This is a genomic window from Chromobacterium phragmitis, from assembly GCF_003325475.1.
Classification (GTDB): Bacteria; Pseudomonadota; Gammaproteobacteria; order Burkholderiales; family Chromobacteriaceae; genus Chromobacterium; species Chromobacterium phragmitis.
In genome coordinates this window covers 3,283,665-3,306,282 of sequence record NZ_CP029495.1, presented here as the reverse complement: position 1 = coordinate 3,306,282, position 22,618 = coordinate 3,283,665, and the positions used below count along the sequence as shown (strand labels likewise).

20 protein-coding genes are annotated in these 22,618 nt (G+C 66.3%); 5 read left to right on the top strand and 15 right to left on the bottom strand.

Annotation, left to right across the window (positions count from 1 at the left end):
• Position 1 precedes the first annotated feature (1 nt).
• The 9 genes from DK842_RS15645 to DK842_RS15605 form a co-directional block, all read right to left on the bottom strand.
• Complete coding sequence (locus tag DK842_RS15645) at positions 2 to 1,855, bottom strand: methyl-accepting chemotaxis protein (RefSeq protein WP_168194898.1); 1,854 nt, start codon at positions 1,853 to 1,855, stop codon at positions 2 to 4.
• Between the two features lie 80 nt (positions 1,856 to 1,935).
• The gene (locus tag DK842_RS15640) at positions 1,936 to 2,505 is read right to left on the bottom strand and encodes a nucleotidyltransferase family protein (RefSeq protein ID WP_114062272.1); all 570 of its coding nucleotides are present in this window, start codon (positions 2,503 to 2,505) and stop codon (positions 1,936 to 1,938) included.
• Positions 2,502 to 3,494: an XdhC family protein gene (locus DK842_RS15635; protein ID WP_168194897.1), complete on the bottom strand. Its 993-nt coding sequence runs from the start codon at positions 3,492 to 3,494 to the stop codon at positions 2,502 to 2,504. The genes DK842_RS15640 and DK842_RS15635 overlap by 4 nt, the downstream gene beginning before the upstream one ends.
• 8 nt (positions 3,495 to 3,502) lie before the next feature.
• A complete protein-coding gene (locus DK842_RS15630) occupies positions 3,503 to 4,048 on the bottom strand; it encodes a hypothetical protein (RefSeq protein WP_114062270.1) in 546 nt (181 codons plus the stop codon).
• Between the two features lie 12 nt (positions 4,049 to 4,060).
• Positions 4,061 to 6,232, bottom strand: a complete 2,172-nt coding sequence (locus tag DK842_RS15625) for a xanthine dehydrogenase family protein molybdopterin-binding subunit (protein WP_114062269.1) — start codon at positions 6,230 to 6,232, stop codon at positions 4,061 to 4,063.
• Positions 6,233 to 6,243: 11 nt separating this feature from the next.
• Complete coding sequence (locus DK842_RS15620) at positions 6,244 to 6,696, bottom strand: (2Fe-2S)-binding protein (RefSeq protein WP_114062268.1); 453 nt, start codon at positions 6,694 to 6,696, stop codon at positions 6,244 to 6,246.
• A gap of 143 nt (positions 6,697 to 6,839) precedes the next feature.
• Positions 6,840 to 7,934: a DUF1615 domain-containing protein gene (locus tag DK842_RS15615; protein WP_232538500.1), complete on the bottom strand. Its 1,095-nt coding sequence runs from the start codon at positions 7,932 to 7,934 to the stop codon at positions 6,840 to 6,842.
• A gap of 195 nt (positions 7,935 to 8,129) precedes the next feature.
• Positions 8,130 to 8,840, bottom strand: a complete 711-nt coding sequence (locus DK842_RS15610) for a substrate-binding periplasmic protein (RefSeq protein ID WP_168191929.1) — start codon at positions 8,838 to 8,840, stop codon at positions 8,130 to 8,132.
• A 77-nt stretch (positions 8,841 to 8,917) separates the two neighbouring features.
• The gene (locus DK842_RS15605; protein ID WP_114062267.1) at positions 8,918 to 10,237 is read right to left on the bottom strand and encodes a sodium-dependent transporter; all 1,320 of its coding nucleotides are present in this window, start codon (positions 10,235 to 10,237) and stop codon (positions 8,918 to 8,920) included.
• A gap of 534 nt (positions 10,238 to 10,771) precedes the next feature.
• On the opposite strand from DK842_RS15605, the gene DK842_RS15600 reads away from it, so the two are divergent.
• The gene (locus DK842_RS15600; protein WP_114062266.1) at positions 10,772 to 11,707 is read left to right on the top strand and encodes a sensor domain-containing diguanylate cyclase; all 936 of its coding nucleotides are present in this window, start codon (positions 10,772 to 10,774) and stop codon (positions 11,705 to 11,707) included.
• Between the two features lie 9 nt (positions 11,708 to 11,716).
• Here DK842_RS15600 and mpl read toward each other — a convergent pair whose 3' ends face one another.
• Positions 11,717 to 13,087: a UDP-N-acetylmuramate:L-alanyl-gamma-D-glutamyl-meso-diaminopimelate ligase gene (gene mpl, locus DK842_RS15595; RefSeq protein ID WP_114062265.1), complete on the bottom strand. Its 1,371-nt coding sequence runs from the start codon at positions 13,085 to 13,087 to the stop codon at positions 11,717 to 11,719.
• Positions 13,088 to 13,295: 208 nt separating this feature from the next.
• Here mpl and DK842_RS15590 point away from each other — a divergent pair, with 208 nt between their 5' ends.
• The 4 genes from DK842_RS15590 to DK842_RS15575 all read left to right on the top strand — a co-directional run bounded on the left by DK842_RS15590 (position 13,296) and on the right by DK842_RS15575 (position 18,512).
• A complete protein-coding gene (locus tag DK842_RS15590; RefSeq protein ID WP_114062264.1) occupies positions 13,296 to 14,996 on the top strand; it encodes a sensor histidine kinase in 1,701 nt (566 codons plus the stop codon).
• Positions 14,990 to 15,709 (top strand): two-component system response regulator BtsR, encoded by a 720-nt coding sequence (gene btsR / locus DK842_RS15585; protein WP_114062263.1) that lies wholly within the window; start codon positions 14,990 to 14,992, stop codon positions 15,707 to 15,709. Before DK842_RS15590 ends, btsR begins: the two co-directional genes overlap by 7 nt.
• 90 nt (positions 15,710 to 15,799) lie before the next feature.
• Positions 15,800 to 16,570 (top strand): type 2 periplasmic-binding domain-containing protein, encoded by a 771-nt coding sequence (locus DK842_RS15580; RefSeq protein ID WP_145964053.1) that lies wholly within the window; start codon positions 15,800 to 15,802, stop codon positions 16,568 to 16,570.
• Positions 16,571 to 16,703: 133 nt separating this feature from the next.
• The gene (locus tag DK842_RS15575) at positions 16,704 to 18,512 is read left to right on the top strand and encodes a carbon starvation CstA family protein (protein WP_114062261.1); all 1,809 of its coding nucleotides are present in this window, start codon (positions 16,704 to 16,706) and stop codon (positions 18,510 to 18,512) included.
• 72 nt (positions 18,513 to 18,584) lie between these two features.
• Here DK842_RS15575 and DK842_RS15570 read toward each other — a convergent pair whose 3' ends face one another.
• The 5 genes from DK842_RS15570 to gmhB all read right to left on the bottom strand — a co-directional run bounded on the left by DK842_RS15570 (position 18,585) and on the right by gmhB (position 22,557).
• Positions 18,585 to 20,000: a sodium:proton antiporter gene (locus tag DK842_RS15570; protein ID WP_114062260.1), complete on the bottom strand. Its 1,416-nt coding sequence runs from the start codon at positions 19,998 to 20,000 to the stop codon at positions 18,585 to 18,587.
• Between the two features lie 145 nt (positions 20,001 to 20,145).
• Entirely contained in the window at positions 20,146 to 20,535 is a 390-nt protein-coding gene (gene gloA, locus DK842_RS15565) for a lactoylglutathione lyase (protein ID WP_114062259.1), read from the bottom strand.
• Between the two features lie 19 nt (positions 20,536 to 20,554).
• Positions 20,555 to 21,265 carry a M48 family metallopeptidase gene (locus DK842_RS15560; protein ID WP_114062258.1) on the bottom strand — a complete coding sequence of 237 codons (711 nt, stop codon included), beginning with the start codon at positions 21,263 to 21,265 and terminating at the stop codon, positions 20,555 to 20,557.
• Positions 21,225 to 22,001 (bottom strand): lysophospholipid acyltransferase family protein, encoded by a 777-nt coding sequence (locus DK842_RS15555; RefSeq protein WP_114062257.1) that lies wholly within the window; start codon positions 21,999 to 22,001, stop codon positions 21,225 to 21,227. The genes DK842_RS15560 and DK842_RS15555 overlap by 41 nt, the downstream gene beginning before the upstream one ends.
• 16 nt (positions 22,002 to 22,017) lie before the next feature.
• Positions 22,018 to 22,557, bottom strand: coding sequence for a D-glycero-beta-D-manno-heptose 1,7-bisphosphate 7-phosphatase (gene gmhB / locus DK842_RS15550; protein WP_114062256.1), 540 nt, complete (start codon positions 22,555 to 22,557; stop codon positions 22,018 to 22,020).
• Between the last annotated feature and the right edge of the window lie 61 nt (positions 22,558 to 22,618).

Here is a 22,618-nt window from a genome sequence, read left to right as displayed (position 1 = left end):
GTCAGTCCGCGCGCGGGCGCTCCCCTTGCTGGAAGTAGTGCATTTGCTGGCGCAGGCTGTCGGCGCGCATCGCCACCTCCTGCGCCGCCGCCGACAGCTGCTCGCTGGCGGCGGCGTTGTCCTGCGACAACTGGTTCAGCCGCTGCATCGCCTGGTTGATGTTGCCCACCCGCTGCGCCTGCACCGTCGCCTCGCTGGAAATGCCCTTCACCAGTTCCAGCGTCTTGCGGCTGGAATCGACGATGTCGCTCAATTGCTGGCCGGCGCTCTCCGCCAGCTCCACGCTGCTGATCGCCACCTTGCCGATTTCCTTGGCCGCGCTCTGGCTGCGCATCGCCAGCTTGCGCACCTCGTCCGCCACCACCGCGAACCCTCGCCCATGTTCTCCGGCACGCGCCGCCTCTATCGCCGCGTTCAGGGCCAGCAAATTGGTCTGGTAGGCGATGTCGTCGATGATGTCGGTGCGCTTGGCGATCTGGTGCATCGCCGCGATCGTCTGCTGCACCACCCGATTGCCCTCCGCCGCCTGCCCGCTGGCGGTGTCGGCCATGCAGCCTGCGTCGTTGGCGTCGCCGGCCATATGAAACATGCGGCTGGCGATATCGTCTATCGCGCTGCTGCTTTCCTCCACATCGGACGATGTGCGCGCCGCGCCCTGCGACAGCCCCTGGGACGCGGAATTGAGCTCGGTGGAGGCGTTGGCCACTGCGTCGGCATCCTCCTTCACCTGCAAGATCACGCCGGTCAGCCGCTCCCCCATCTGTCGGATGTGGGCGGCCAGGCTGTGGCTGTCGCCGCGCCGAAGCGGCAAAAAGAAATCCAGCCGGCCGGCAGACAACTCGCGCATGCCTTTCGCCACCTCGTCCGGCTCCGCCCCCAGCGTATGGATGATGTTGCGCCCGATCAGCGCCGCCAGCCCGATGGGCAACATCAGCAGCAGCAAGCCCAGCAAGACCAGATACCCCTGCATGCGGGCGCGGCTGGCCTGCGCGTCCAGCTGCTGGCGGATTTGCGACAACAGCTGGCGCTGCAGTTGGTACAACTCGGTCATCCTCAGACTGGCGGTGCGGAACCAGTCGTCCGGCTTCTCGCTCTGCATCGCGCCGGCGCCGCGCGCCAGCACCGCGTCCCGCGCCGACTCGAACTGCCGGCTTCGGTCCATCGCGGCCTTCAGCAACGCCTCGTCTCCGCCGTACTGGCGATACTGGGAACGGCACAGTTCCTCCTGCGACACCACGCCGCTGACCAGCCGGAAGTTGGTGATGCTGAAACTGCCTACGGTCAGCACCCCGGTCACCAACCCGCGGGTGCGCCCGGTGAACTCCTTCTGGCAATTCACCGCAGACCATTGCAGCAGCAAGGCCTGCACCTCGGGCGTTTGCGCGTTGAACAGCGTGATGATGCCCGACAGCTGCTCGATCATGTCCGCATAGCGGTTGAAGGCTGGCGCTGGAGAAATATGGCGGACATCGACATCCCGGCGCAGCTGCGCCAGCTGATCCTGCGTCGGCACGCTGTGCGCCAGATACCCTTCCAGCCTGTCCGACATGTCCGCGCCCGACTGGCCGCGCATCTTGCGCAAGACCTCGTCCGCCGTCGCGCGCGCTTGCGTCAGTTCTGCCGGCAAGGCCTGATGCCGGTTCAGGTAGCCGTAACTGAGCCCGCGCTCCGCCTGCAACTGCTGGATCAAGTCCCCCACCATCTCGATATTGGCGCTCAACACCTGGTCGCGGCCCAGTGTCTGCAACAGCCGCCACTGATGCCACGCATAGCCTATCGCCACGCAGAACAGGGCCAACACCAACGGCGCGATCAGCAAGACCAACTTGTGGGCAACCTTGAAGCGCACTCGCATATTTCCCATCCATCCCGCGCCTGAACACTTCCCACTATAGAAAAGCCCGGACGCTAAGCATAAATACCGAGTTGACCGATTCACGCCAACCGCTTCAGATCCTCCGGGATATCGATGTCCAGCAACACGCCCGGATCGTCCAGTTCCAGCCTCAGCGCGCCGCTCCAGTCCAGGATGTCGCGCGCGCCGGCGTCTCCGCCCAGATCGAGCAAGGCAGGCAAAGATGAGGCAGGCAGGCCGCGCGGATGACCTCCCTGGCCTTGATAGCACGGCAGCACCAAGCGGCCGTGCGCCAACGCGGCCGCCACCTGGCTGACCGTATGAGGCAGCAGCGCGGGCATGTCGGCCAGCCCCAGCACCAGGCCCTGGCAATCGGGCAGTCCGAGCGCCCAGGCCGCGGCGCAAGCCAGTGAGTGGCCGATGCCGGCGCGACTGAGCTCGCAGGCGAGCGGATGCAGCCCCAGTCGCCGGCACAGCGCCAGGCCGTAGGCGTCGTCCGCAGGCAGCACCAGCGCCAACGGCTCCAGCCGGCCGATGTAGGCGGCGACGCTGGCCTCCAGCAGCGGACGCCCGTCCGGCAGGCGCGCCTGCCGCTTGTCCGAGCCGAAGCGGCGAGCCTGTCCCGCCGCCAGCAGGGCGCCGGCCATCATGCCCGGCAGCTCCTTTCCCCCTCATGAACCCCCTCCCGATGGCAAGCGCTGCGGCAGGCAATCAGATCCGCGGCGATGGAGACCGCGATTTCGGCCGGGGTGCGCGAGCCTATCGCCAGCCCCACCGGCCCGTGCAGCCTGTCCAGCTCGGCGGGCGTCAGGCCGAAGTGCTCGGCCAGCCTCGCCTTTCGTTTCATGGTGGTGGTGGCCGAGCCCAGCGCGCCGACATAATGGCAAGGCAGCCTGAGCGCCTCCATCAGCGCCAGGTCGTCCAGCTTGGGATCATGGGTCACCGCCACCACCGCGGTGCGGCCGTCGCAGCCGAAAGCCAGCACCAGGTCGTCCGGCATCTCGGCCGACAGCGCGACGCCGTCCAGCGCCCACTCCGCCGCGTACTCTTCGCGCGGCTCGCACACCGTCACCGCGTAATCCAGCGTCAGCGCGATTTGCGCCAGGTAATGGCCCAGCTCGGCGCCGCCGATGATCAACAGCCGCCAGCGCGGGCCGTGCAGCGCGGCAAAACCCGCCTCGTCCTCGGCGAAGGCACCCGCCGGCCCGTCATTCAGAAGATAGGCCGCGCCGTCCCGGTAGTCGACCCGCCGCCACAGGCAACGGCGCTGCCGCACCGCGGCCAGCAGCGCCTCCAGCTGCGCCGGGTCCGGCATCGTTTCCACCGCCACCCGCAGACTGTTGCCGCAGGGCAGCCGATAGCGCTGCCGCTCCTCCACGCTGACGCCGAAGCTGCGCACCCAGGCGGTGGGTTCCGGACCGAACACGCCGCCCTCGGCTATTTCCCGCCTCAGGTCATCCTCCACGCAGCCGCCGGACACCGAGCCGCAGACCGCGCCATCGCCGCGAATCGCCGCCAGCGCGCCGGGCGGCCGGGGGCTGGCGCCATGGGTGCCCAACACCGTCAGCAGCGCGACGCGATGGCCCGCGCGCAGCCAGACCAGCGCCTGCGCCAGCACCGTCTCGTCATTGCCTCGCATCGCCGAGCTCATTTCGGGCAATAGGCGCCGGCGTCCGCCCAGCGCCTCACCGCGTCGTGGAAATCGCGCTGCGACAGCGGCGGCGTCTCGCGCTTGCCGCCAGGATGCCAGGCCCATTGCACCAGGGGATCTGTCGTCATGTGGGCCACCAGTTCCGGCACGCCGCGATTGCCGTTCTGGCTCCTGTCCAGCAGCTTGCGGCACATCTGGCCCGCGCTCAGTCCCTCCCAGCCCATGCTCAAGGGCGCCAGGTGCCAATTGGGCGCGCCCGGCACCGCGCCGTCGGCGGAGTTGGCCGCCTGGTGGCAAGCCAGGCACATCAGCGACGGATGCCCCATGCCGGCCGGACCTCGCTTGATCATCTGCGCGTGCGGATGACGGTCGTCTCCCTGGCGCGGAAAATCGGTGACGGTATGGCAATTCAGGCAGCGCGGCGACTGCAGCACCCTGGCCGCTTCGCCGAAGGCCTGGCGCGAAGCCGCCGGGTCATTGGCCGCGCGCGCCGCCGGCAAGGCGGCGGCCAGCGTCCAGCACACTGCAAGCAAGGCTTTCATCCCGGCCCCCTCTCACACAACCTGATAGCCATGGCGGCTGAGCGGCAACGCCCGCAAGCGCGTACCGGTTGCCGCGTGAAGCGCGTTGGCCAGCGCGGGCGCCGCCGGCGGCACCGCCGGCTCGCCGGTGCCGCCGGGCGCTTCCTCGCTGGCGATGATGGAAACATCCACCTTGGGCGCCTGGAACATCCGGACGATGGGATAACCGTCGAAATTCTTCTGCTCCACCTCGCCGTCCTTGAAGGTGATCTCGCCGAACAGCGCCGCCGACAGCCCGAACATCACGGACCCTTCCATTTGCGCCGCGACCTGATCGGGATTGACCACCACCCCGCAATCCACCGCGCACCAGACATGGACCACCTTCAGCTCCTTGCCCTTGACCGCCACCTCCATCACCTGAGCGACATGGGAGCCGAAGGAGCTGTGCACCGCCGCGCCCAAGCCATGCCCCTTGGGCAGCTTGCGGCCCCAGCCGGCCATCTTGGCCGCCTCGCGCAGCACGCCCTGCTCGCGCGGAGCCTTGCCCAGCAGCGCCAGCCGGTAGGCGACCGGGTCCTGTCGGGCCAGCCGCGCCAGCTCGTCGATGAAACACTCTTTGCTGAACGCGCTGTGAGAATGGCCAACCGAACGCCACCACAATACCGGCAACGGCGTCTGCGAGGTGTGCAGGTCCAGCGCCACCGCCGGCAGCGCATAGGGCATGTCGTCCGTGCCCTCCACCGAGACCGCGTCGATGCCGTTCTTGACCATCATCGGCGCGAACGGCGTGCCTGAGATGATGGATTGGCCCACTCCGGTCTGCAGCCACGCCACGGGCTTGCCGTCCTTGCCGATGCCGCCGCGCACCCGGTCCAGCCACATCGGCCGGTAGTAGGCGCCGGCCAGGTCGTCGTCGCGGGTCCACACCAGCTTGATCGGCGCGCCCTGGCCATGGCGCTTGGCCACCTCCATCGCTTCCTTCAGCCAGTCGGCGCCCGCCGGCACCGCGCGCCGGCCGAAGCCGCCGCCCAGCAACGTGGTATGCAGCGAGACCTGCTCCGGCTTCAGCCCCGCCATCGCGGCAGCCATGCCGGCGTCTATGGTCTGCGACTGGGTGCCGCTCCAGATTTCGCAGCCGCCCGGCTTCAGCCACACCACGCAGTTGAGCGGCTCCATCGGCGAATGCGACAGGTAAGGCAGCTCATACCAGGCTTCCAGCCGCTTCGCCGCGCCGGCCAGCGCCGCTTCCGCGTCGCCGGACTGTTTGTAGGACTGGCCCGGCTTGGCCCCCAGCGCGCGGTAGTCGTCTCGCAGCCGGGACGAATCCAGCCCGGCGTTGGCGCCGCGGTCCCATTCCACCTCCAGCAAGTCTCGCGCCTTCTTGGCCGGCCAGAAGCCGTCGGCCACCACGGCGACGCCGTTGCTGATCGCGAACACGTCCTTGACCCCCGGCACCGCCTTGGCCGCGTCGGCCTTGAAGCTCTTGGGCTTGCCGCCGTAGCTGGGACAGCGCGCGACCAGCGCGGTCAGCATGCCGGGCAGGCGCACGTCGATGGAAAACTGCGCGCTGCCATCCAGTTTCTCGTCGCCGTCCACCCGATGCACGCGGGTGCCCAGAAGCTGCCAGCGGTGGCGCGGCTTCAGTTCCACCGAGTCCGGCACCGGCAACCTGGACGCGGCCTCGGTCAACTCCCCGTAGCTCAGGCTGACGCCGTTGGCGTTGTTGACCACCCGGCTGTTCTCCGCCCGGCACTGGCCAGCCGGCACCTTCCAACGCTTGGCGGCGGCGGCGATCAGCATGTCGCGCGCCGCCGCGCCTATCTTGCGGTACTGCGCGTAGCTGGACAGCGTGCTGGTGCTGCCGCCGGTGATCTGCAGATGAAACACGGTGTGGCCGTAGATGGCGGCCACCGGGGCCGACACCACCTTCACCCGGCTCCAGTCGCACTCCAGCTCCTCGGCGATCAGCATCGCCAGCGAGGTGTAGATGCCCTGTCCCATCTCGGACTTGTTGCTGACGATGGTGACGCCGCCATCGCGTTCGATGCGGACAAAGGCGTTGGGCGCGGGAATGGCGGGCTTGGCTTCGGCGGCGCTGGCGAACTTGCCGCCATCCGGCAGCACGAAGCTCAGGCACAGCGCGCCGCCCGCCACGCCGCCCGCCTTGATGAAGTCTCGGCGGGACATACCGTTTGCGGTCATCGCGGTTCTCCTTACAACAGCTTGGCGGCGGCGTGGATGGCCGCGCGGATGCGGGGGTAGGTGCCGCAGCGGCACAGGTTGCCGCTCATCGCCAGGTCGATGTCCTGATCGCTGGGATGGGGGTTGGCGCTGAGCAGGGCGGTGGCGGCCAGCAGTTGGCCGCTCTGGCAGTAACCGCACTGCACCACATCCAGTTCGTGCCAGGCTTGCTTGACCGCCAGGGCCACCTTGTCGGCGTTGCCTTCCACCGTGGTGATGCTGTCGTCCGGTGCCAGCGTGGAGATCGGCGTCACGCAGGAACGGACGGGCAGGCCGTTCTTCAGCACCGTACAGGCGCCGCACAGCGCCGCGCCGCAGCCGAACTTGGTTCCGGTCAGCCCCAGTTCGTCGCGCAATGCCCACAACAGGGGAGTGTCAGGGGAGGAGCCTAGCTCCACCGCCTTGCCGTTGATGGAAACCTTCATGCCTTGCCTCCCGCGCCGAGAAACGGAAGACGACGGCCAGGAAATGGCCGCCGTCCGGATGCGTGGCGGCGTCAGCGCGCCGCTGCAATCACTATAGGCGCATTTGTCCGCCGCACAAGGCGGCAGGCGGCGGTCCGGCCGGGTCAGCCGCCGCGCGCCAGGCAGCGCTGGTAGCGTCCGTCCACCCGGCGGGCGAACCACTCGGTGGTGAGCTGGCGGGTGAACTTGGGGCTGACCAGCACGATCTGCGGAATGATCTCGCGCGGAGCCTTGGGGCCGGCCAGCGCGAACACCTTCTGGTACAGCGGACTCTGGCCGAAGCCGGACAGCTTCTCCAACCGCAGGTCGCGCATCATGTCGGCGTCGCTGATGCCCAGCCGGCCGGCGATGGACTGCAGCGCGCGCTGGGTCTCGCTGGTTTCGCCGGACAGCACGCGGTTCATCTTGTCGCTGTAGAGCATGATGTCGCCGTCCAGCGCCAGCTTGCGGCCGGATAGGCGCGCCACCGCCTGCTGGAAGGCGGCGTTGCGGCTGGCGTAGCGGCCGGCGTTGTAGTCGGCGAAGCGGTACACCATCTCGGGGTACGGCGCCGGGTACTGCAGCAGGATGGCGGTGCCGAAGTAGACGCTGCCGCGGCGGCCGAACACCTCGTCGCGCAGGCTGGAATAGCTGTACGGATACGGCCAGGCTCGGACATGGGTCTCGGCGAAAGCCACGCTGACCTGCATCGGCCCGCCATCGCGGATCGGATTTTTATGCTCGAAGATGGTTTGGCCGAACGGCAGCTCGCGCACCATGTCCTCGTACAGCGCGTTCATCTCGCGCTTGGTGCGCAAAGCGTCCACCCGCTGCTTGAAGGTGCGGCCGTCCGGCGACTTCTTGCTCATCGCCGCATCGACGACGAACTGCGGAATCAGGTATTTCTGCCGGCGCTGCTCGATTTCGCCCCAGACGATCCTGGACAGCCCGGGCACCACCGGGTCCGGACTGAAGCCGGACTCCTGCTCCGCCACCGCCAGCACCGCGCAGAAATACTGCGGCGAGTACGGAATCTTCAGATGGCTGAACGCGCCCATCACGTCGCTGCTCCAGCCCTTGCGGTCCGGGATGCCGGGCGGCAGCAGCCGGTCCAGCAAGGCGCGCCCCTGGCTTTCGGAGATCGCCGCCGGCGGCTGGACCGGCTTGGCAACCGGACGGGACGCCGCCGACGCGGGCGCTGACGCCGGCTGAGATGGCATCGTCGTTGCCGCCACGGGGGCGGGGGCTATCGACTCGGGGGCCGCGACGGGGGCGGATGCCTGTCGCGGCGGCGTCGCGCAGGCCGCCAGCAGCAAGCAGCCTGCCAGCAGGGGGAAACGAGCTTTCAACGGTATCTCGCAAACGGAAAAACGGCAGTGTAGCCCAAAAGCCTTTACGCTTGGCATGCGCCGGGATCAGCGCAAGTCGAAGCGGCCCATGCTACCGTCCGCGCGCATCTCGGCGATCGCCTTGTCGACACGCGCCAGCAACGAGTCGTCCACTTTGAGATTGCAGGCCAACGACACATCCAGCGTGCCTATCACCCAAGCCACCCTGGGCTTGGGCATAGCAAGCCGCCCGGCCAGCGAGGCGACGCCCACGTCCAGCATCGCCCACAAATCCAGCCTGCCCAGCTTCAACTTCTCCATCCCGCTTTGAGAGTCGGCGCTTTCGTCCAGCGCCAGGCCCATCTCCTTCAAGCGCGCGGCGACCATGGTGCCCCGCATCGCTCCCACTCTCAAGGCCTTGGCCTGCTCCAGTCCGCGCACATCCCGAACATCGTCGTCGCGGGCCAGCATCACCATCCGCATCTGGCCGACAGGCGCGCTCCATTTGTACTTATCGCTCAACTCCGGCAAGTGGGCGCCGGGAAAGCAGGCATCGGCCTGTCGCTCCGCCAGGAGCCGGCTCCGCGCCTGCGGATAAAACACGATCCGGAAATTGATGTTGGCGCGGCGGCCCATCTCACGGACGATATCGACGACGACGCCATGCGCTTCCTGCCCGCCGGCGGGCGGCTCCGCCAGACCCGGCATGGCGGGCAACATGACGGTCAACGCCTCGCCCCGAGCGCCCATGGCCAGCCCCATGCCCAGCAGCATCGCCGCCCATCGTGGTTGTCCCATGACTCCTCCCGCCGCGTCGTGCTGTCTGAACCATAGCAAAACGGGGAGCGATCGCTCCCCGTTTCTCAGTCTGGCGATCAGATATTGACCACCATGATCCAGCCTATCAGCGCCGGCGCCAGCGCCATGCAGAAGCCGCGCATGCATTGCATCGCCTTGCGCGAGCGTCCGGTCGACAGCTCGTCGCGCACCACCGGCCAGGCCTTCCAGCCGACAAACAATGCCAGCAGCAGCTCGCCGGCGGGCATCAGCAGCTTGGAGGTGACAAAGTCCAGCAGATCGAAGAAGTTCATGCCGCCCAGCTGGAAATCTCCCCAGATGCCCAGCGACAGCGAAGCCGGGATGCCCAGCAGGAAGGTGCCGGCCGCCATCAGGATGGCCGCGCCGCGCCGCGACATCCGCATTTCGTCGATGGCGAAGCTGGTCACCACCTCCAGCAGCGACACCGACGAAGTCAGCGCCGCCAGCAACAGCAGGCAGAAGAACATCACCGCGAACAGCTGGCCCAGCGGCAGGTGGGCGAACACCGCCGGCATGGTGATGAAGGTAAGCCCGGGGCCGGCGGACGGGTCGAAGCCGAAGGCGAACACCGCCGGCAGCACCATCAGGCCGGCCAGGAAGCAGGTGGCCACCGTCAGCAGGATCACCCACAGCGCCGAGCCCAGCAGCTTGGATTCGCGACCGACGTAGGAGCCATAGGTGATCATGATGCCCAGGCCCAGCGACAGCGAGAAGAAGGCCAGCCCCAGCGCGTCCACCAGCATGCCGGCGCTCACCTTGGAGAAGTCCGGCGTCACGAAGTAGCTGACGCCTTCCAGCGCGCCCGGCAGCGTCAGGCCGCGGACGATCAACACCAGCATCAGCACGAACAGCGCCGGCATCAGGAATTTGGAAAGGGTTTCAATACCCTTCTGCACGCCGCCGACCACCACCGCCAGCGTCAGCAGCGCGAAGCCGCCATGGTACAGCAGCGGCTGCACCGGATCGCTGATGAAGCCGCCGAATATCGCGCCCAGCGCCTTGGGATCGGAGGTCATGATGCTGCCCTGCAGCGACTTGACGATATAGGCGATGGTCCAGCCGCCCACCACGCTGTAGAAGGACAGTATCAGGAAACACACCAGCACGCCCATGTAGCCGATGATGGGCCAGAAGCCGCCGGCCAGCTTGCGGAAGGCGCCCACCGCGCCGGCGCCCGTGGCGCGTCCCAGCGCCATTTCGGACAGCATCAGCACCAGGCCCAGCGTCAGGCAGATGCCGAGGTATATGAACAAGAACGCCCCGCCGCCATTGGTAGCGGCGACATAGGGGAATTTCCAAATGGCACCCAGCCCGATGGCCGAGCCGGCTGCCGCGAGAATGAAACCGAGGCGCGAGCCCCATTGAGATCTAGCCATGTCCTGTAAATCTTTGTCGTGTATAGGTTTTATTTGCGCCGCGGCGCGCCGCCCGCACGCAGGCCGGCGCCGCCAGAACGGAGCCGAAAACGTAAACGGGAACCGCGCGATGCCGCGGCATCGCCGAACGCCCGCGCCCGCCGATGCTGCCGGCCGCGGAGTCTAAGATGTCCGCCGCGCGCGCCGCACCTCTTTAATCGGGCTGCGGTCGCCTGCGCGGCGTACGGGGAGAGGAAGCCGTCTGTTGGACGGCGGCTACCGGCGCTTCGGGGTAGTGAAGTCTGCTGGTCCTCGCTAGGTATCCAGGCGATACGTTTCAAAATGTAACACGATTGCGGTTGATATCTAACAAAAAAAGCGGACTCGGCCAAAATTACCCATTCCGCATTGAACATGACTGTCAAAATCATTATCAAGCAACGTGAAAACATCACAGTCTATGAATAAACTAAGTAGAAGAACGTAGTGTGCAGCGACGCCTCAGCCAGGTGCCCCAGCAGCGTCATTACCTTCGGCAGCCAGGGAGGCGGATAGATGGTCACATTGCAGGCGTTCCAGCCTTTGATCGACACCGTGCAGGGCAGCTTGCTGCTGGCCTCTCCCGAGAACGGCCGCATCTACTGCGCCAACCAGCTGGCCTGCATCCTGCTAGCCTGCCCGCAAAGCGACCTGCTCAAGTGCTCGATCTACGATTTCCTGCCCGACAAGAACGAAGCCTACAACCTCTGCCGCGAGCTGGCTGGCAACAACATGATCTACAACCGCGGCATGCAGCTGAGCACCAGCGCCGGTCGAACGTTCGAGGTTCAGCTGTCGGCCCGCCGCATCCTGCTGGACCAGATCCCGCTGCTGGTCTGCAGCTTTTCCGACCGCACCGAGACCAAGGTGCTGAGCCAGCTGCTGGATTTCGAGCGCCAATTGGTGGAACGCTCGTTGAACATCGTCAAGACGCTGAAAGAAGAAGGCGGACAAAGCGACGACGAAGATAAACTGACCGGCGTGGTGGGCATGCACAGGCTGATGTCCAGCGCCCATGCCGAAACCAGCCGCGCGCGGCGCTACGGCAACTCGCTGTCCGGACTGGCGCTGGAACTGGTCAACATTCCGGAGATGGTGCCGCAAGAGGACGACGGCTCCGCCTACAACCACCTGATCCGGCTGGCGAGCAGCCTATGCCTGCAAAGCAGCCGCGACAGCGACCTGGTGGCGCGCCGCAGCGCCAACACATTCGTCATCCTGCTGCCGCACACCCCGATCGGCGGGGCCAATGAAATGGGCCGGCGGCTGATCAAATCGCTGCGCCAGCTCACCTTCCTGTATCAGGGCGCGGAGCATCAAGCCGCCGCCTGTGTCGGCATCAGTTCGCTGCGCAGCGAAGAATCCAGCCCCATGCCGATGCTGGAGCGCCTGGAAGAGGCGCTGACCAAGGCGCGCGAAGGCGGCGCCAACTACATCATCAAGCTGCCCTGAGAACCCGCCTCAGGCCAGCCGGTCCAGCAGCTTCTGGTGGATGCCGCCGAAGCCGCCGTTGCTCATCACCAGCACATGGTCGCCCGAACGGGCCTCGGCGACGATGGCCTCCACCAGCGCATCGAAATCGTCGAAGGTCTTCGCCTTGCCGCCCATGGACTCCAAGGCCTCTGCCGGGTTCCAGCCTAAGCCGGCGGCCGAGCAGAACACCTGGTCGGCCAATGCCAGCGAGCCGGGCAGCGCGTCCTTCATCGTGCCCAGCTTCATGGTGTTGGAGCGCGGCTCCAGCACCGCCAGGATGCGCGCCGATCCCACCTTGCGGCGCAGGCCCTCCAGGGTGGTGGCGATGGCCGTCGGGTGGTGGGCGAAGTCGTCGTAGACGGTGACGCCGTTCGCCACGCCCTTCACTTCCATGCGGCGCTTGACGTTGGCGAAGCGGGACAGCGCGTCTATCGCATCCTTCACCGCCACGCCGGCGTGGCGCGCGGCGGCGATGGCGGCCACGGCGTTCAGCCGGTTGTGCTCGCCCATCAGGCTCCAGTGCACGGTGCCTTGCGGCTTGCCTTCCAGCAACACGTCGAAACCGCCGTCCTCGTGCAGCGCGCCCAGCTGCCAGCCCGCGTCCGCGCCGAAACGCTCCACCGGCGTCCAGCAGCCGCGCGCCAGCACGCGGTCCAGATTGGCTTCGCGGCCGTTGCTGACGATGCGGCCGTTGCCGGGAATGGTGCGCACCAGATGGTGGAACTGGGTTTCGATGGCGGCCAAGTCGGCGAAGATGTCGGCGTGGTCGAATTCCAGGTTATTGAGAATGGCGGTGCGCGGCCGGTAGTGGACGAATTTGGAGCGCTTGTCGAAGAAGGCGGTGTCGTATTCGTCGGCCTCGATCACGAAGAAGGGGCTGTCGCTGGCCGGGTCCAGCGCCGGTTTGCCCGGCAGCCGCGCCGACACGCCGAAATTCTCCGGAATGCCGCCGATCAAAAAGCCCGGCGCCAGTCCGGCGTCTTCCAGTATCCACGCCAGCATGGAGCTGGTGGTGGTCTTGCCGTGGGTGCCGGCCACCGCCAGCACCCATTTATCGCGCAGCACGTTCTCCGCCAGCCACTGCGGGCCGGAAATATAAGGCAGGCCGCGGTTGAGGATTTCCTCCATCAAGGGCTTGCCGCGCGTCACCACATTGCCGATCACGTACACGTCCGGGTTCAGCGCCGTCTGCTCGGCGCCGAAGCCCTGGGTCAGTTCTATGCCCATCGCCTCCAGCTGGGTGCTCATCGGCGGATAGACGTTGGCGTCGCAGCCGGTCACCTTGTGGCCGGCCTGTTTGGCGATGGCGGCGATGCCGCCCATGAAGGTACCGCAAATACCCAGGATGTGGATGTGCATATCGGTTCAACGCAGCTGAAAACAACGAAACCGCAAGGATACCGGAAAGCCGGCCGCCCGGCGACGCCGCGGGGCGGCGGCCTCAGGCCCGCGCATGATGGGAATCGCCGCGTCGCGCCTGGCGGAACCGTCCACCCTTGCGCCAGGACAAGGCCGCGTCGAGGGCGCGCCCGCTAAACTATCCGCATTCAAACCAAACCAGCCATCCATGCTCGTCGAATTGACCCTGGTGCTGTCGCTGTTGCAGCAAATGTGCGTCTATCTGGTGATCGCCTATCTGCTGTCCAAGACGCCGCTGTTCATCCCGTTGACCCAGGTCACGCTGCAGCTGCCGCACAAGCTGGTCTGCTACTTGGTGTTCTCGATGTTTTGCATCATGGGCACCTATTTCGGGCTCCACATCCAGGACTCCATCGCCAATACCCGCGCCATCGGCGCGGTGCTGGGCGGCATGCTGGGCGGCCCCTGGGTAGGGCTGGCGGTGGGCTTCACCGGCGGCCTGCACCGCTATTCGCTGGGCGGCATCACCGCCGGCGCCTGCATGGTGTCGACGATGATGGAGGGCTTGCTGGGCGGCCTGGTCCACCTGTGGCTGGTGCGGCGCGGCCAGCGCGCGCGGCTGTTCGACCCGCTGGCGGTGGCGGCGGTGGCCTGCGCCGCCGAGGTGGGCCAGATGCTGATCCTGCTGGCGCTGGTGCGCCCCTTCCACGCGGCGCAGCAGCTGGTGGCCAGCATCGCGCTGCCGATGATGGTGGCCAACACGCTGGGCGCGGCGATGTTCATGCGCATCCTGCTGGACCGCCGGGTGCTGGCGGAAAAATACTCCACCGCCTTCTCCGGCAAGGCGCTGCAGATCGCCGCCCGCGCCGAAGGCGTGCTGCGCCAGGGCTTCGATCCGGAAAACAGCCTGACGGTGGCGCGCATCCTGTACGAGGAGCTGGGCGTGGGCGCGGTGGCCATCACCGACCGCGAGCGGCTGCTGGCCTTCATCGGCATCGGATCGGACCACCACCTGCCCGGCACGCCCATCACCTCGCCGCATACCCACCGCGCGATCGAGCGCAACGAGGTGGTCTACGCCGACGGCAACGAAACGCCGTACCGCTGCTCCATCCACCCCGGCTGCCGGCTGGCGTCCTCGCTGGTGATTCCGCTGCGCGGCGAGGACGAACGCGTGATCGGCACCATCAAGCTGTACGAGCCGCGCAACAAGCTGTTTTCCCGCATCAACCTGACGCTGGGCCAGGGCATCGCGCGGCTGCTGTCCAGCCAGATTCTGCAAGGCCAGTACGACAGACAAAAGCAGCTGCTGGCGCAAACCGAGATCAAGCTGCTGCACGCCCAGGTGAATCCGCACTTTCTGTTCAACGCGCTGAACACGCTGTCGGCGGTGATCCGGCGCGATCCCGAACACGCCCGCCAGCTGGTGCAATACCTGTCCACTTTCTTCCGCAAGAACCTGAAACGCTCCAGCGAAGTGGCGACGCTGGAGGAGGAAATCGAACACGTCAGCGCCTATCTGCGCATCGAGGAGGCCCGCTTCGCCGGCCGGCTGGACGTGGAGATCGCGCTGGACGAGGCCGCGCGCCAGGTGCGGCTGCCGGCGTTCTCGCTGCAGCCCATCGTCGAGAACGCGATCAAGCACGGCACCTCGCAGTTGCTGGAAAGCGGCCGCATCCGCATCGGCGCGCAATGCCGCGACGGCGCGCTGCAGGTGACGGTGGAGGACAACGCCGGCCTCTACGCGCCATCCGGCCCCGGCGACGGACTGGGCATGTCGCTGGTGGACCGCCGCATCCGCGCCCGCCACGGCGAAGACTACGGCGTGTCGGTGCAATGCGAGCCCGAGTCCTACACCCGCGTCACGCTCAGCGTGCCCTGCCCCGCCAATGGAGAACCTTCATGCTGAAAACCCTGCTGGTGGACGACGAGCCGCTGGCCCGCGACGAATTGCGCCAGCAACTGGCCAGCCACGCCGGCTTCGACATCATCGGCGAATGCGGCAACGCCATCGAAGCCATTTCCCTCATCCACCGCCAGCAACCGGACGTGGTGTTCCTGGACATCCAGATGCCGCGCGTCAGCGGCCTGGAAATGCTGGCCATGCTGGACCCTGACAAGATGCCGCGCGTGGTGTTCGTCACCGCCTTCGACGACTACGCCATCCAGGCCTTCGAGGAACACGCCTTCGACTACCTGCTCAAGCCGGTGGACCCGCAGCGCCTGGCCAAAACGCTGGAGCGGCTGCGCCGCGACGCTTCGCCGCAGCCGCTGCCCGCCCAGGCGCTGGCCCCGCTGGAAGTGGTGCCCTGCCACGGCGTCAACCGCATCGCGCTGCTGCCGCTGGTCGAGGTGGAGTTTGTCTCCTCTCGCGTCAGCGGCGTGTTCGTGCAGGCCGTCGATGGGCGCGAGCACTTCACCGAGTTGACGCTGCGCACCTTCGAGGCGCGCAGCGGCCTGTTTCGCTGCCATCGCCAGCACTTGGTCAATTTGCGCGCCATCCGCGAAATCCGGCTCGGCGACAACGGCGCGGCCGATATCGTGACCCTGGGCGGGCGCAGCCTGCCGGTCAGCCGGCGCTTCCTCAAACCGCTGAAAGAGGCGCTGGGCATTCCCTGCTGACGCGCCGCCCTCCCCTGTGCTACACCCAAATCAGCAAGCGCCGCTCCAGACAAGGCGAGGAACAAGCTGGATGGATGCAAGGGGATGGCCATGAACCCGCCGAAAATGATTTGCCTGCCGCTGGCCCTGATCGCCGCCCAGGCTTGGTCCTGCAACGGCACCATCTCGCAGGGAACCGCCTCCCGGGTTGACGCGCCAGACCTGCACGGCATCGCCGTATTCCTGCCGCAAGTACTGGAAAACAATACGTCCGGCCCTTTCGCCGACCTGCTGAAAACCATCGCCCGCCACTACCCGGAAGGCAAGATCAGCTTCGAGATCAAGCCGGTCAAACGCGTCTACTTCGATACCGACGACCGCGACGCCGACTTCCGTTTCCCCATCATGAAAATCCGCGACAACGCCGACAGCGCCACGCCCTATCAGTTTTCGCATGAAATGATGGGCAAAGTCACCTTCGTGCTCTACACCAACCAGGCCAAGCCGCTCGCCAAGCTGGACATCCTGCGCGTCGCCAATCTCGCCAAATACGTGGTGGAGGCCCCGCCGGTGAATTGGGGCTTCCCCACCAAAAGCGTGGTCAACCTGGAACTGTCGCTGAAGCAGCTGAATCTGGGCCGCGTGGACGCCGTGCTGTGGGCTCAGGAAGAGGCCGATTATCTGGTGCGCAAGAACCAGCTCAGCCGCATCCGCCGCGAGCATTTCGATGACTACCCGGATGTGCTGTTCATGTCCTGCAACCGTCGCGGCGACTTCGTCAACCAGGCGCTCAGCCGCGCGATACGCGCCGCCCGCGCCAGCGGCGAACTGCAGAAAGCCTACGCCAGAGTCCATCTGCCCTATCAGAACTGGCAGCCGTAGCGCCCCTGCCCGCCGCCGCTCGCCCCCGCCACGCCGCCGCTCGCGGCCGCCGGCTGCCGCTCGCCGACTTCGCGCGCCGGCCACGCTCCTTTGAGGCGTAAGGTGAGACCACTATCTCACTGGAGCCGCGATCATGGATCACGCATTGAGCTTTGTGATCGGCACCCTATGCATTCTTGCCATCTGCTACCGCCTGTACGGGGTGTTTTTCACGCGCAAGGTGCTGGGCGTCGACGACAGCGCTGTCACCCCTTCTCATGAACTGAAAGACGGCAAGGACTACGTGCCCACCAGCAAGTGGGTGGCGTTCGGCGGCCATTTCGCCGCCATCGCCGCCGCCGGCCCGCTGGTGGGCCCGGTGCTGGCCGCCCAGTACGGCTACCTGCCCAGCATGATCTGGCTGCTGATAGGCTGTGTCATCGGCGGCGCGGTACACGATACCGTGGTGCTGTTCGCATCGATGAAACACCACGGCAAGTCGCTGTCCGAAGTGGCCAAGTCCGAGCTCGGCCCGCTGGCCGGCTGGTGCACCGGCCTCGCCATGCTGTTCATCATCACCATCACCATGGCCGGCCTGTCCATGGTGGTGGTGCATGCGCTGGAGCGCAATCCGTGGGGCGCCTTCGCCGTGTTCATGACCATCCCCATCGCCATAGCCGTGGGCCTGTGGGAGCGCGTGACCGGCAGCATGAAGAACGCCAGCTACGTCGGTATCGCCGCCATCATGGCCTGCGTGTTCGCCGGCCCTTACATCCAGCACACCGCGCTGGGCGAATGGCTATCGCTGAAGGCATCCACCGTGTCGCTGCTGCTGCCCATCTACGCCTTCTTCGCCACCGCGCTGCCGGTGTGGATGCTGCTGACCCCGCGCGCCTGCCTGTCCAGCTTCATGAAAATCGGCGTGTTCGGCCTGCTGGTAGCCGGCGTGGTGTTCATCAACCCGCAAATCCAGTTTCCGGCGGTGACCCAGTTCATCCATGGCGGCGGTCCGGTGCTGTCCGGCCCTGTATGGCCGTTCATCTCCATCACCATCGCCTGCGGCGCCATTTCCGGCTTCCACGCCTTCATCGGCTCCGGCACCACGCCCAAACAGATCGACAAGTGGAGCGACATCCTGCCGGTGGGCTTCGGCGCGATGCTGGCCGAATGCGTGGTGGGCGTGATGGCCTTGATCGCCGCCACCGCCCTGCACCCGGCCGACTACTTCGCCATCAACTCCGCACCGGCCGTGTTCCAGACTCTGGGCATGGATGTGGTCAATCTGCCCAAGCTGTCCGAAGCCATCGGCCTGGACCTGTACGGCCGCACCGGCGGCGCGGTGACGCTGGCGGTGGGCATGGCGGACATCTTCACCCGCATCCCCTGGTTCAGCCATCTGGCGTCCTACTTCTTCCAGTTCATGGTGATGTTCGAAGCCGTATTCATCCTCACCGCCATCGACTCCGGCACCCGCGTCGCCCGCTACCTGATCCAGGACTTCGTCGGCGACCTGTGGGCGCCGCTGAAGCGCACCGACTGGATGCCCGGCGCCATCGGCGCGTCCATCATCGCCTGCGCGATGTGGGGCTACCTGCTGAACTCCGGCGACATCAATTCGGTGTGGGCGCTGTTCGGCGTGTCCAACCAGTTGATGGCCTCCATCGGCCTGATCATCGGCGCCACCATCATCCTGCGGCTGTCGCACAACCGCGGCTACATGCTGACCTGCCTGGTGCCGCTGGCCTATCTGTACGTCACGGTCAATTACGCCGGCTACTGGATGGTGAAGAACGTCTACCTGAATCCTGCCGCCAAGGGCTACAACGTGTTCAACGCCGGCATCTCCATCGTGATGCTGGCGCTGGGTCTGGTGATCCTGATCTCGGCCTGCCGCCGCTGGAAGGCGCTGCTGGGACGCCCCGAGCCGCGGAATGGCCTGAAGACGGCCGCCGCCGAAGCCTGACGCCTCTCCTCGCCGACAAAAAAGCCCATCGCGGATGCGATGGGCTTTTCTTTACGGCGAGCGCTATCGAACTCAGAAATGAAAAAACGCCAGCGTCAGCAGCACGAAGCAAGGCAGCAGCACCGCGCCGGACCACATCATGTAGCCGAAGAAGCCCGGCATCTTGACGTGGCGGTGCTCGGCGATGGCCTTGACCATGAAGTTGGGCGCGTTGCCGATATAAGTCATCGCGCCCATGAACACCGCGCCCATGGAGATGGCGAGCAAGGTGCTGGCCAGCGGCCCCATCAGCTCGGCGGCGTCGCCGGAGGCCAGGTTGAAGAACACTAGATAGGTCGGCGCGTTGTCGAGGAAACTAGACAGAATGCCGGTCATCCAGAAATACATGCCGTCCAGCGGCTTGCCGTCGGGACCGGACACCGCCTGCACCAGGCTGGCCAGCGCGCCGTGGTCGCCCGCGCGCAAGATGGCGATCACCGGCGCGATGGTGATGAAAATACCGGCGAACAGCTTGCCCACCTCCAGAATCGGCAGCCAGTTGAATTCATTGCCGGCGCGCACTTGCTTGGGCGTGATCCACAGCGAGGCGAAGGCCAGCAGCACCAATGTCAGGTCGCGCAGCAGGTTCTGCAGCTCCAGATGCGCGCCGGGCAGATGGATTTCGATGCCGGGCTTCCAAAAGCCGGACATCAACACCGCGCCCACCACCCCGGCCAGCAGCCAGAAGTTGCGCTTGCCGTAGAGCTTGAGCGGCTTGTCGCGGCTGGTGTCCACCGGCTTCAGCGTGCCCTCCTTCGCCTCCTTGGCGTACAGGTGGCGGTCCAGGAAGTAAAAGATGACCAGCAGCATCGCGGCCAGCAGCGCCACCGGCGCCAGCATGTGCTCGAAAGTCCAGCCGAAAGTCACGCCCTTGAGAAAGCCCAGGAACAACGGCGGATCACCCAGCGGCGTCAGGCCGCCGCCGACGTTGGCCACCAGGAAGATGAAGAACACCACCACGTGCACATTGCGCTTGCGGCCCTCATTGGCCTTCAGCAGCGGACGGATCAGCAGCATGGCGGCGCCGGTGGTCCCCATGATCGAGGCCAGCAGCGTGCCTATCGCCAGGATGCCGGTGTTCAGCTTGGGCGAGCCGTGCAGCGAGCCCCACACCAGGATGCCGCCGGACACGGTGTACAGCGCGAACAGCAGCACGATGAACGGTATGTATTCGGTGAACAGCGCGTGCAAAACCAGCTCGCCGGTTTGCCCCAACCCGAAGGCGGCGGCGAACGGCAGCAGGAACAGCGCGGTCCACACCGCGGTGATCTTGCCGAAATGGTGGTGCCAGATGCCGGGCGCCAGCATCGGGAACAGCGCGATGGACAACAGGATGCCGGCGAACGGCACGCCCCAGCTTAGGCCGAGGGCGGCGCCGTCAAGGTCGCCGGCAAAAGCGAGCGCGGGGAGCAGCAGCCCTCCCGCCAGTGCGATCAGTTTTTTATTCATCAGTCCTTCCTGAGCGGGCAGATGCCCTGGTATCCCGAATGCGGCCGGTCGGCCGCCAGAACGTCCCGGTTGTTGTTGCGGAAGGCGAACCGGCTCCGGGTGCCGGTCCGCCTGGGCGGCCCCTCCCGCCTTTCATCGGAGCCGCTTAATGGCTGCCCTTCTGGATGAATTCGATCTTGTAGCCGTCCGGGTCCTCGATAAAGGCGATCACGGTGATGCCGTGCTTCATCGGGCCGGCTTCGCGGGTGACTTTGCCGCCTTGGGCGCGCGCCATGTCACAGGCGGCATAGGCGTCCTCCACCTCGATGGCGATGTGGCCGTAGCCGTTGCCCAGGTCGTAGGACTCGGTATCCCAGTTGTGGGTCAGCTCCAGCACAGTGTGGTCCGCTTCGTCGCCGTAACCGACGAAAGCCAGGGTGAAGCGGCCCTCCGGGAAATCATTGCGGCGCAGCAGCTTCATGCCCAGCACTTCCTGGTAGAAGGCGATCGAGCGCTCGAGGTTGCCGACGCGCAGCATGGTATGGAGCATTCTCATGGCGTTTTCCTTTTAAAGATCAATCCAAGACAAACAGGCCGCCGCCGTGCTGTCGCAACCAACGGCGGGCATCTCGCCAGCCCGGGCAAAGACGCTCGGTCTCGGCCCAGAACGCCGGCGAGTGATTCATGTGTTCGAGGTGGGCCAGTTCGTGGGCGATCACGTAATCGACCACCGCCAGCGGCGCCTGCATCAGCCTCCAATTGAGGCGGATTCGGCCGTCGGCGCTGCAACTGCCCCAGCGCGTGCGCGCCGACGACAATTGCAACCCGCTTGGTTTGCGGCGACAATTCGCCGCCAATGAGGAAAGGCGGCCGGGAAACAGCGCAGCCGCCTCGCGTTTCAGGAATGTGGCCAATATGGCCTTCAGGCCGGCGGCATCGCCGGCGGCCACGCCGGACACCAGCAGCTCGCCTCCCTCGCGGCGCGCCGTTTTGCGCGCGCCGCCCATCAGCCGCAAGGCCAGCGGCTCGCCCAGCACGCACAGCCGACTCAGGTCCTCGCCCGCCGCCAGCTGGCTGCGCTGGCGCAGCACATGGCCGACGATCCAGTCGTAGCGCTGCCGCAGCACCTGATGCAGGCGCTGTTGACTGACACCCGGCGCGGCGATCAGTTCCACCACCCCGCCGCTCACCTTGATGCCTATGCTCTGGCGGGGCCGCCGGGTCAGCAACACCGGCGCCTCGCCGTCAGGCAGAGGCAGGCGGTGCCAGACGCTGTCGTTTTTCATCGGGATGGGCGAACGGGCCGACGCCGCCGATTTCGCGCTGGCGTGCCTCGATCCAGGCTTCGGCCTCGGCGGTCATCGCTTCGGGTCCCGTATCCGCGCCGGGGTAAATGGCGGGACCGACCACCACGGTGATCTCGCCCGGATATTTCAGGAAGGCGTTGCGCGGCCAGAACTCGCCGGCGTTGTGCGCCACCGGCACCATCGGCATGTCGAACTGCTTGGCCATCCGCGCCGCGCCCAGCTTGTACTTGCCGCCCACGCCAGGCTTGGTGCGGGTGCCTTCCGGGAACACGGTGATCCAGAAGCCGTGGCGCTTGCGTTCCAGGCCCTGGTCCAGCAGGCGCTGGTTGGCGCGCGCGCGATCGGAGCGATTGATGATGATGGGATTCATCAACACAAGGCCCCAACCGAAGATGGGGATCCAGGTCAGCTCGCGCTTGGCCACGTACACCTGCCACGGGAAGATCTTCTGCAGCGCCAGGGTTTCCCAGCCGGACTGGTGCTTGGACGCGATCACCGACGGCACCGCCGGAATGTTCTCCCGTCCGACCACCTTGTATTTCAGGCCGATCACGTGCTCCAGCATCCAGAACAGCGTCATCGCCCAGCTGACGCCCAGCACGTGGCGGCGGCGGCGCGGCAACGGCGCGGCCAGCATCAGCAGGAAAAAGAACACCGGCGTGATGACGATCAGCACCACCCAGTACAATAGATTGCGTATCCACAAACCAATCATGCTTGCAGTCTCTACCTCAATGATGGTTGATCAGATGCTCGGCGGCATCGTACAGGTCGTTGAACACCAGCGCGCTTTCCGGCAGGCCGCCCTTGGCCAGCGTCTTGGCGCCTTTGCCGGTCTTCACCAGGATGGGCAGGCCGCCGACGGCGGCGATGGACTCCAGGTCGCGCAGGCTGTCGCCTATCATCGGCAACCCCTCCAGCTTGACGTTGAAGCGCTCGGCGATCTCCAGCACCATGCCCGGCAGCGGCTTGCGGCATTCGCAGCCATGGTCCGGCCCGTGCGGACAGAACACCACCGCGTCGATGCGGCCGCCGGCCTGGCCCACCAGCCGGTGCATCTTCTCGTGCATCGCGTTCAGCGCGTGCATGTCGAACAGGCCGCGGGCGATGCCGGACTGGTTGGTGGCCACCACCACGCGCCAGCCGGACTGGGTCAGGTTGGCGATCGCCTCCAGGCTGTGCTCCAGCGGCACCCACTCCAGGCTGTTTTTCACGTAATCGTCGCGATCCTCGTTGATCACGCCGTCGCGGTCGAGAATGACTAGCTTCACCCGATAATCCTTTCTCGCAGGCTTCTTGTCAAAACGGGAGGCCGGCCGCGTCGCCGCGGCC

Coding starts and splice junctions, on each gene's coding strand:
- DK842_RS15645 (WP_168194898.1), bottom strand. CDS start 1,855: ATGCGAGTGCGCTTCAAGGTTGCCCACAAGTTGGTCTTGCTGATCGCG.
- DK842_RS15640 (WP_114062272.1), bottom strand. CDS start 2,505: ATGATGGCCGGCGCCCTGCTGGCGGCGGGACAGGCTCGCCGCTTCGGC.
- DK842_RS15635 (WP_168194897.1), bottom strand. CDS start 3,494: ATGCGAGGCAATGACGAGACGGTGCTGGCGCAGGCGCTGGTCTGGCTG.
- DK842_RS15630 (WP_114062270.1), bottom strand. CDS start 4,048: ATGAAAGCCTTGCTTGCAGTGTGCTGGACGCTGGCCGCCGCCTTGCCG.
- DK842_RS15625 (WP_114062269.1), bottom strand. CDS start 6,232: ATGACCGCAAACGGTATGTCCCGCCGAGACTTCATCAAGGCGGGCGGC.
- DK842_RS15620 (WP_114062268.1), bottom strand. CDS start 6,696: ATGAAGGTTTCCATCAACGGCAAGGCGGTGGAGCTAGGCTCCTCCCCT.
- DK842_RS15615 (WP_232538500.1), bottom strand. CDS start 7,934: ATGCCATCTCAGCCGGCGTCAGCGCCCGCGTCGGCGGCGTCCCGTCCG.
- DK842_RS15610 (WP_168191929.1), bottom strand. CDS start 8,840: ATGGGACAACCACGATGGGCGGCGATGCTGCTGGGCATGGGGCTGGCC.
- DK842_RS15605 (WP_114062267.1), bottom strand. CDS start 10,237: ATGGCTAGATCTCAATGGGGCTCGCGCCTCGGTTTCATTCTCGCGGCA.
- DK842_RS15600 (WP_114062266.1), top strand. CDS start 10,772: ATGGTCACATTGCAGGCGTTCCAGCCTTTGATCGACACCGTGCAGGGC.
- mpl (WP_114062265.1), bottom strand. CDS start 13,087: ATGCACATCCACATCCTGGGTATTTGCGGTACCTTCATGGGCGGCATC.
- DK842_RS15590 (WP_114062264.1), top strand. CDS start 13,296: ATGCTCGTCGAATTGACCCTGGTGCTGTCGCTGTTGCAGCAAATGTGC.
- btsR (WP_114062263.1), top strand. CDS start 14,990: ATGCTGAAAACCCTGCTGGTGGACGACGAGCCGCTGGCCCGCGACGAA.
- DK842_RS15580 (WP_145964053.1), top strand. CDS start 15,800: ATGAACCCGCCGAAAATGATTTGCCTGCCGCTGGCCCTGATCGCCGCC.
- DK842_RS15575 (WP_114062261.1), top strand. CDS start 16,704: ATGGATCACGCATTGAGCTTTGTGATCGGCACCCTATGCATTCTTGCC.
- DK842_RS15570 (WP_114062260.1), bottom strand. CDS start 20,000: ATGAATAAAAAACTGATCGCACTGGCGGGAGGGCTGCTGCTCCCCGCG.
- gloA (WP_114062259.1), bottom strand. CDS start 20,535: ATGAGAATGCTCCATACCATGCTGCGCGTCGGCAACCTCGAGCGCTCG.
- DK842_RS15560 (WP_114062258.1), bottom strand. CDS start 21,265: ATGAAAAACGACAGCGTCTGGCACCGCCTGCCTCTGCCTGACGGCGAG.
- DK842_RS15555 (WP_114062257.1), bottom strand. CDS start 22,001: ATGATTGGTTTGTGGATACGCAATCTATTGTACTGGGTGGTGCTGATC.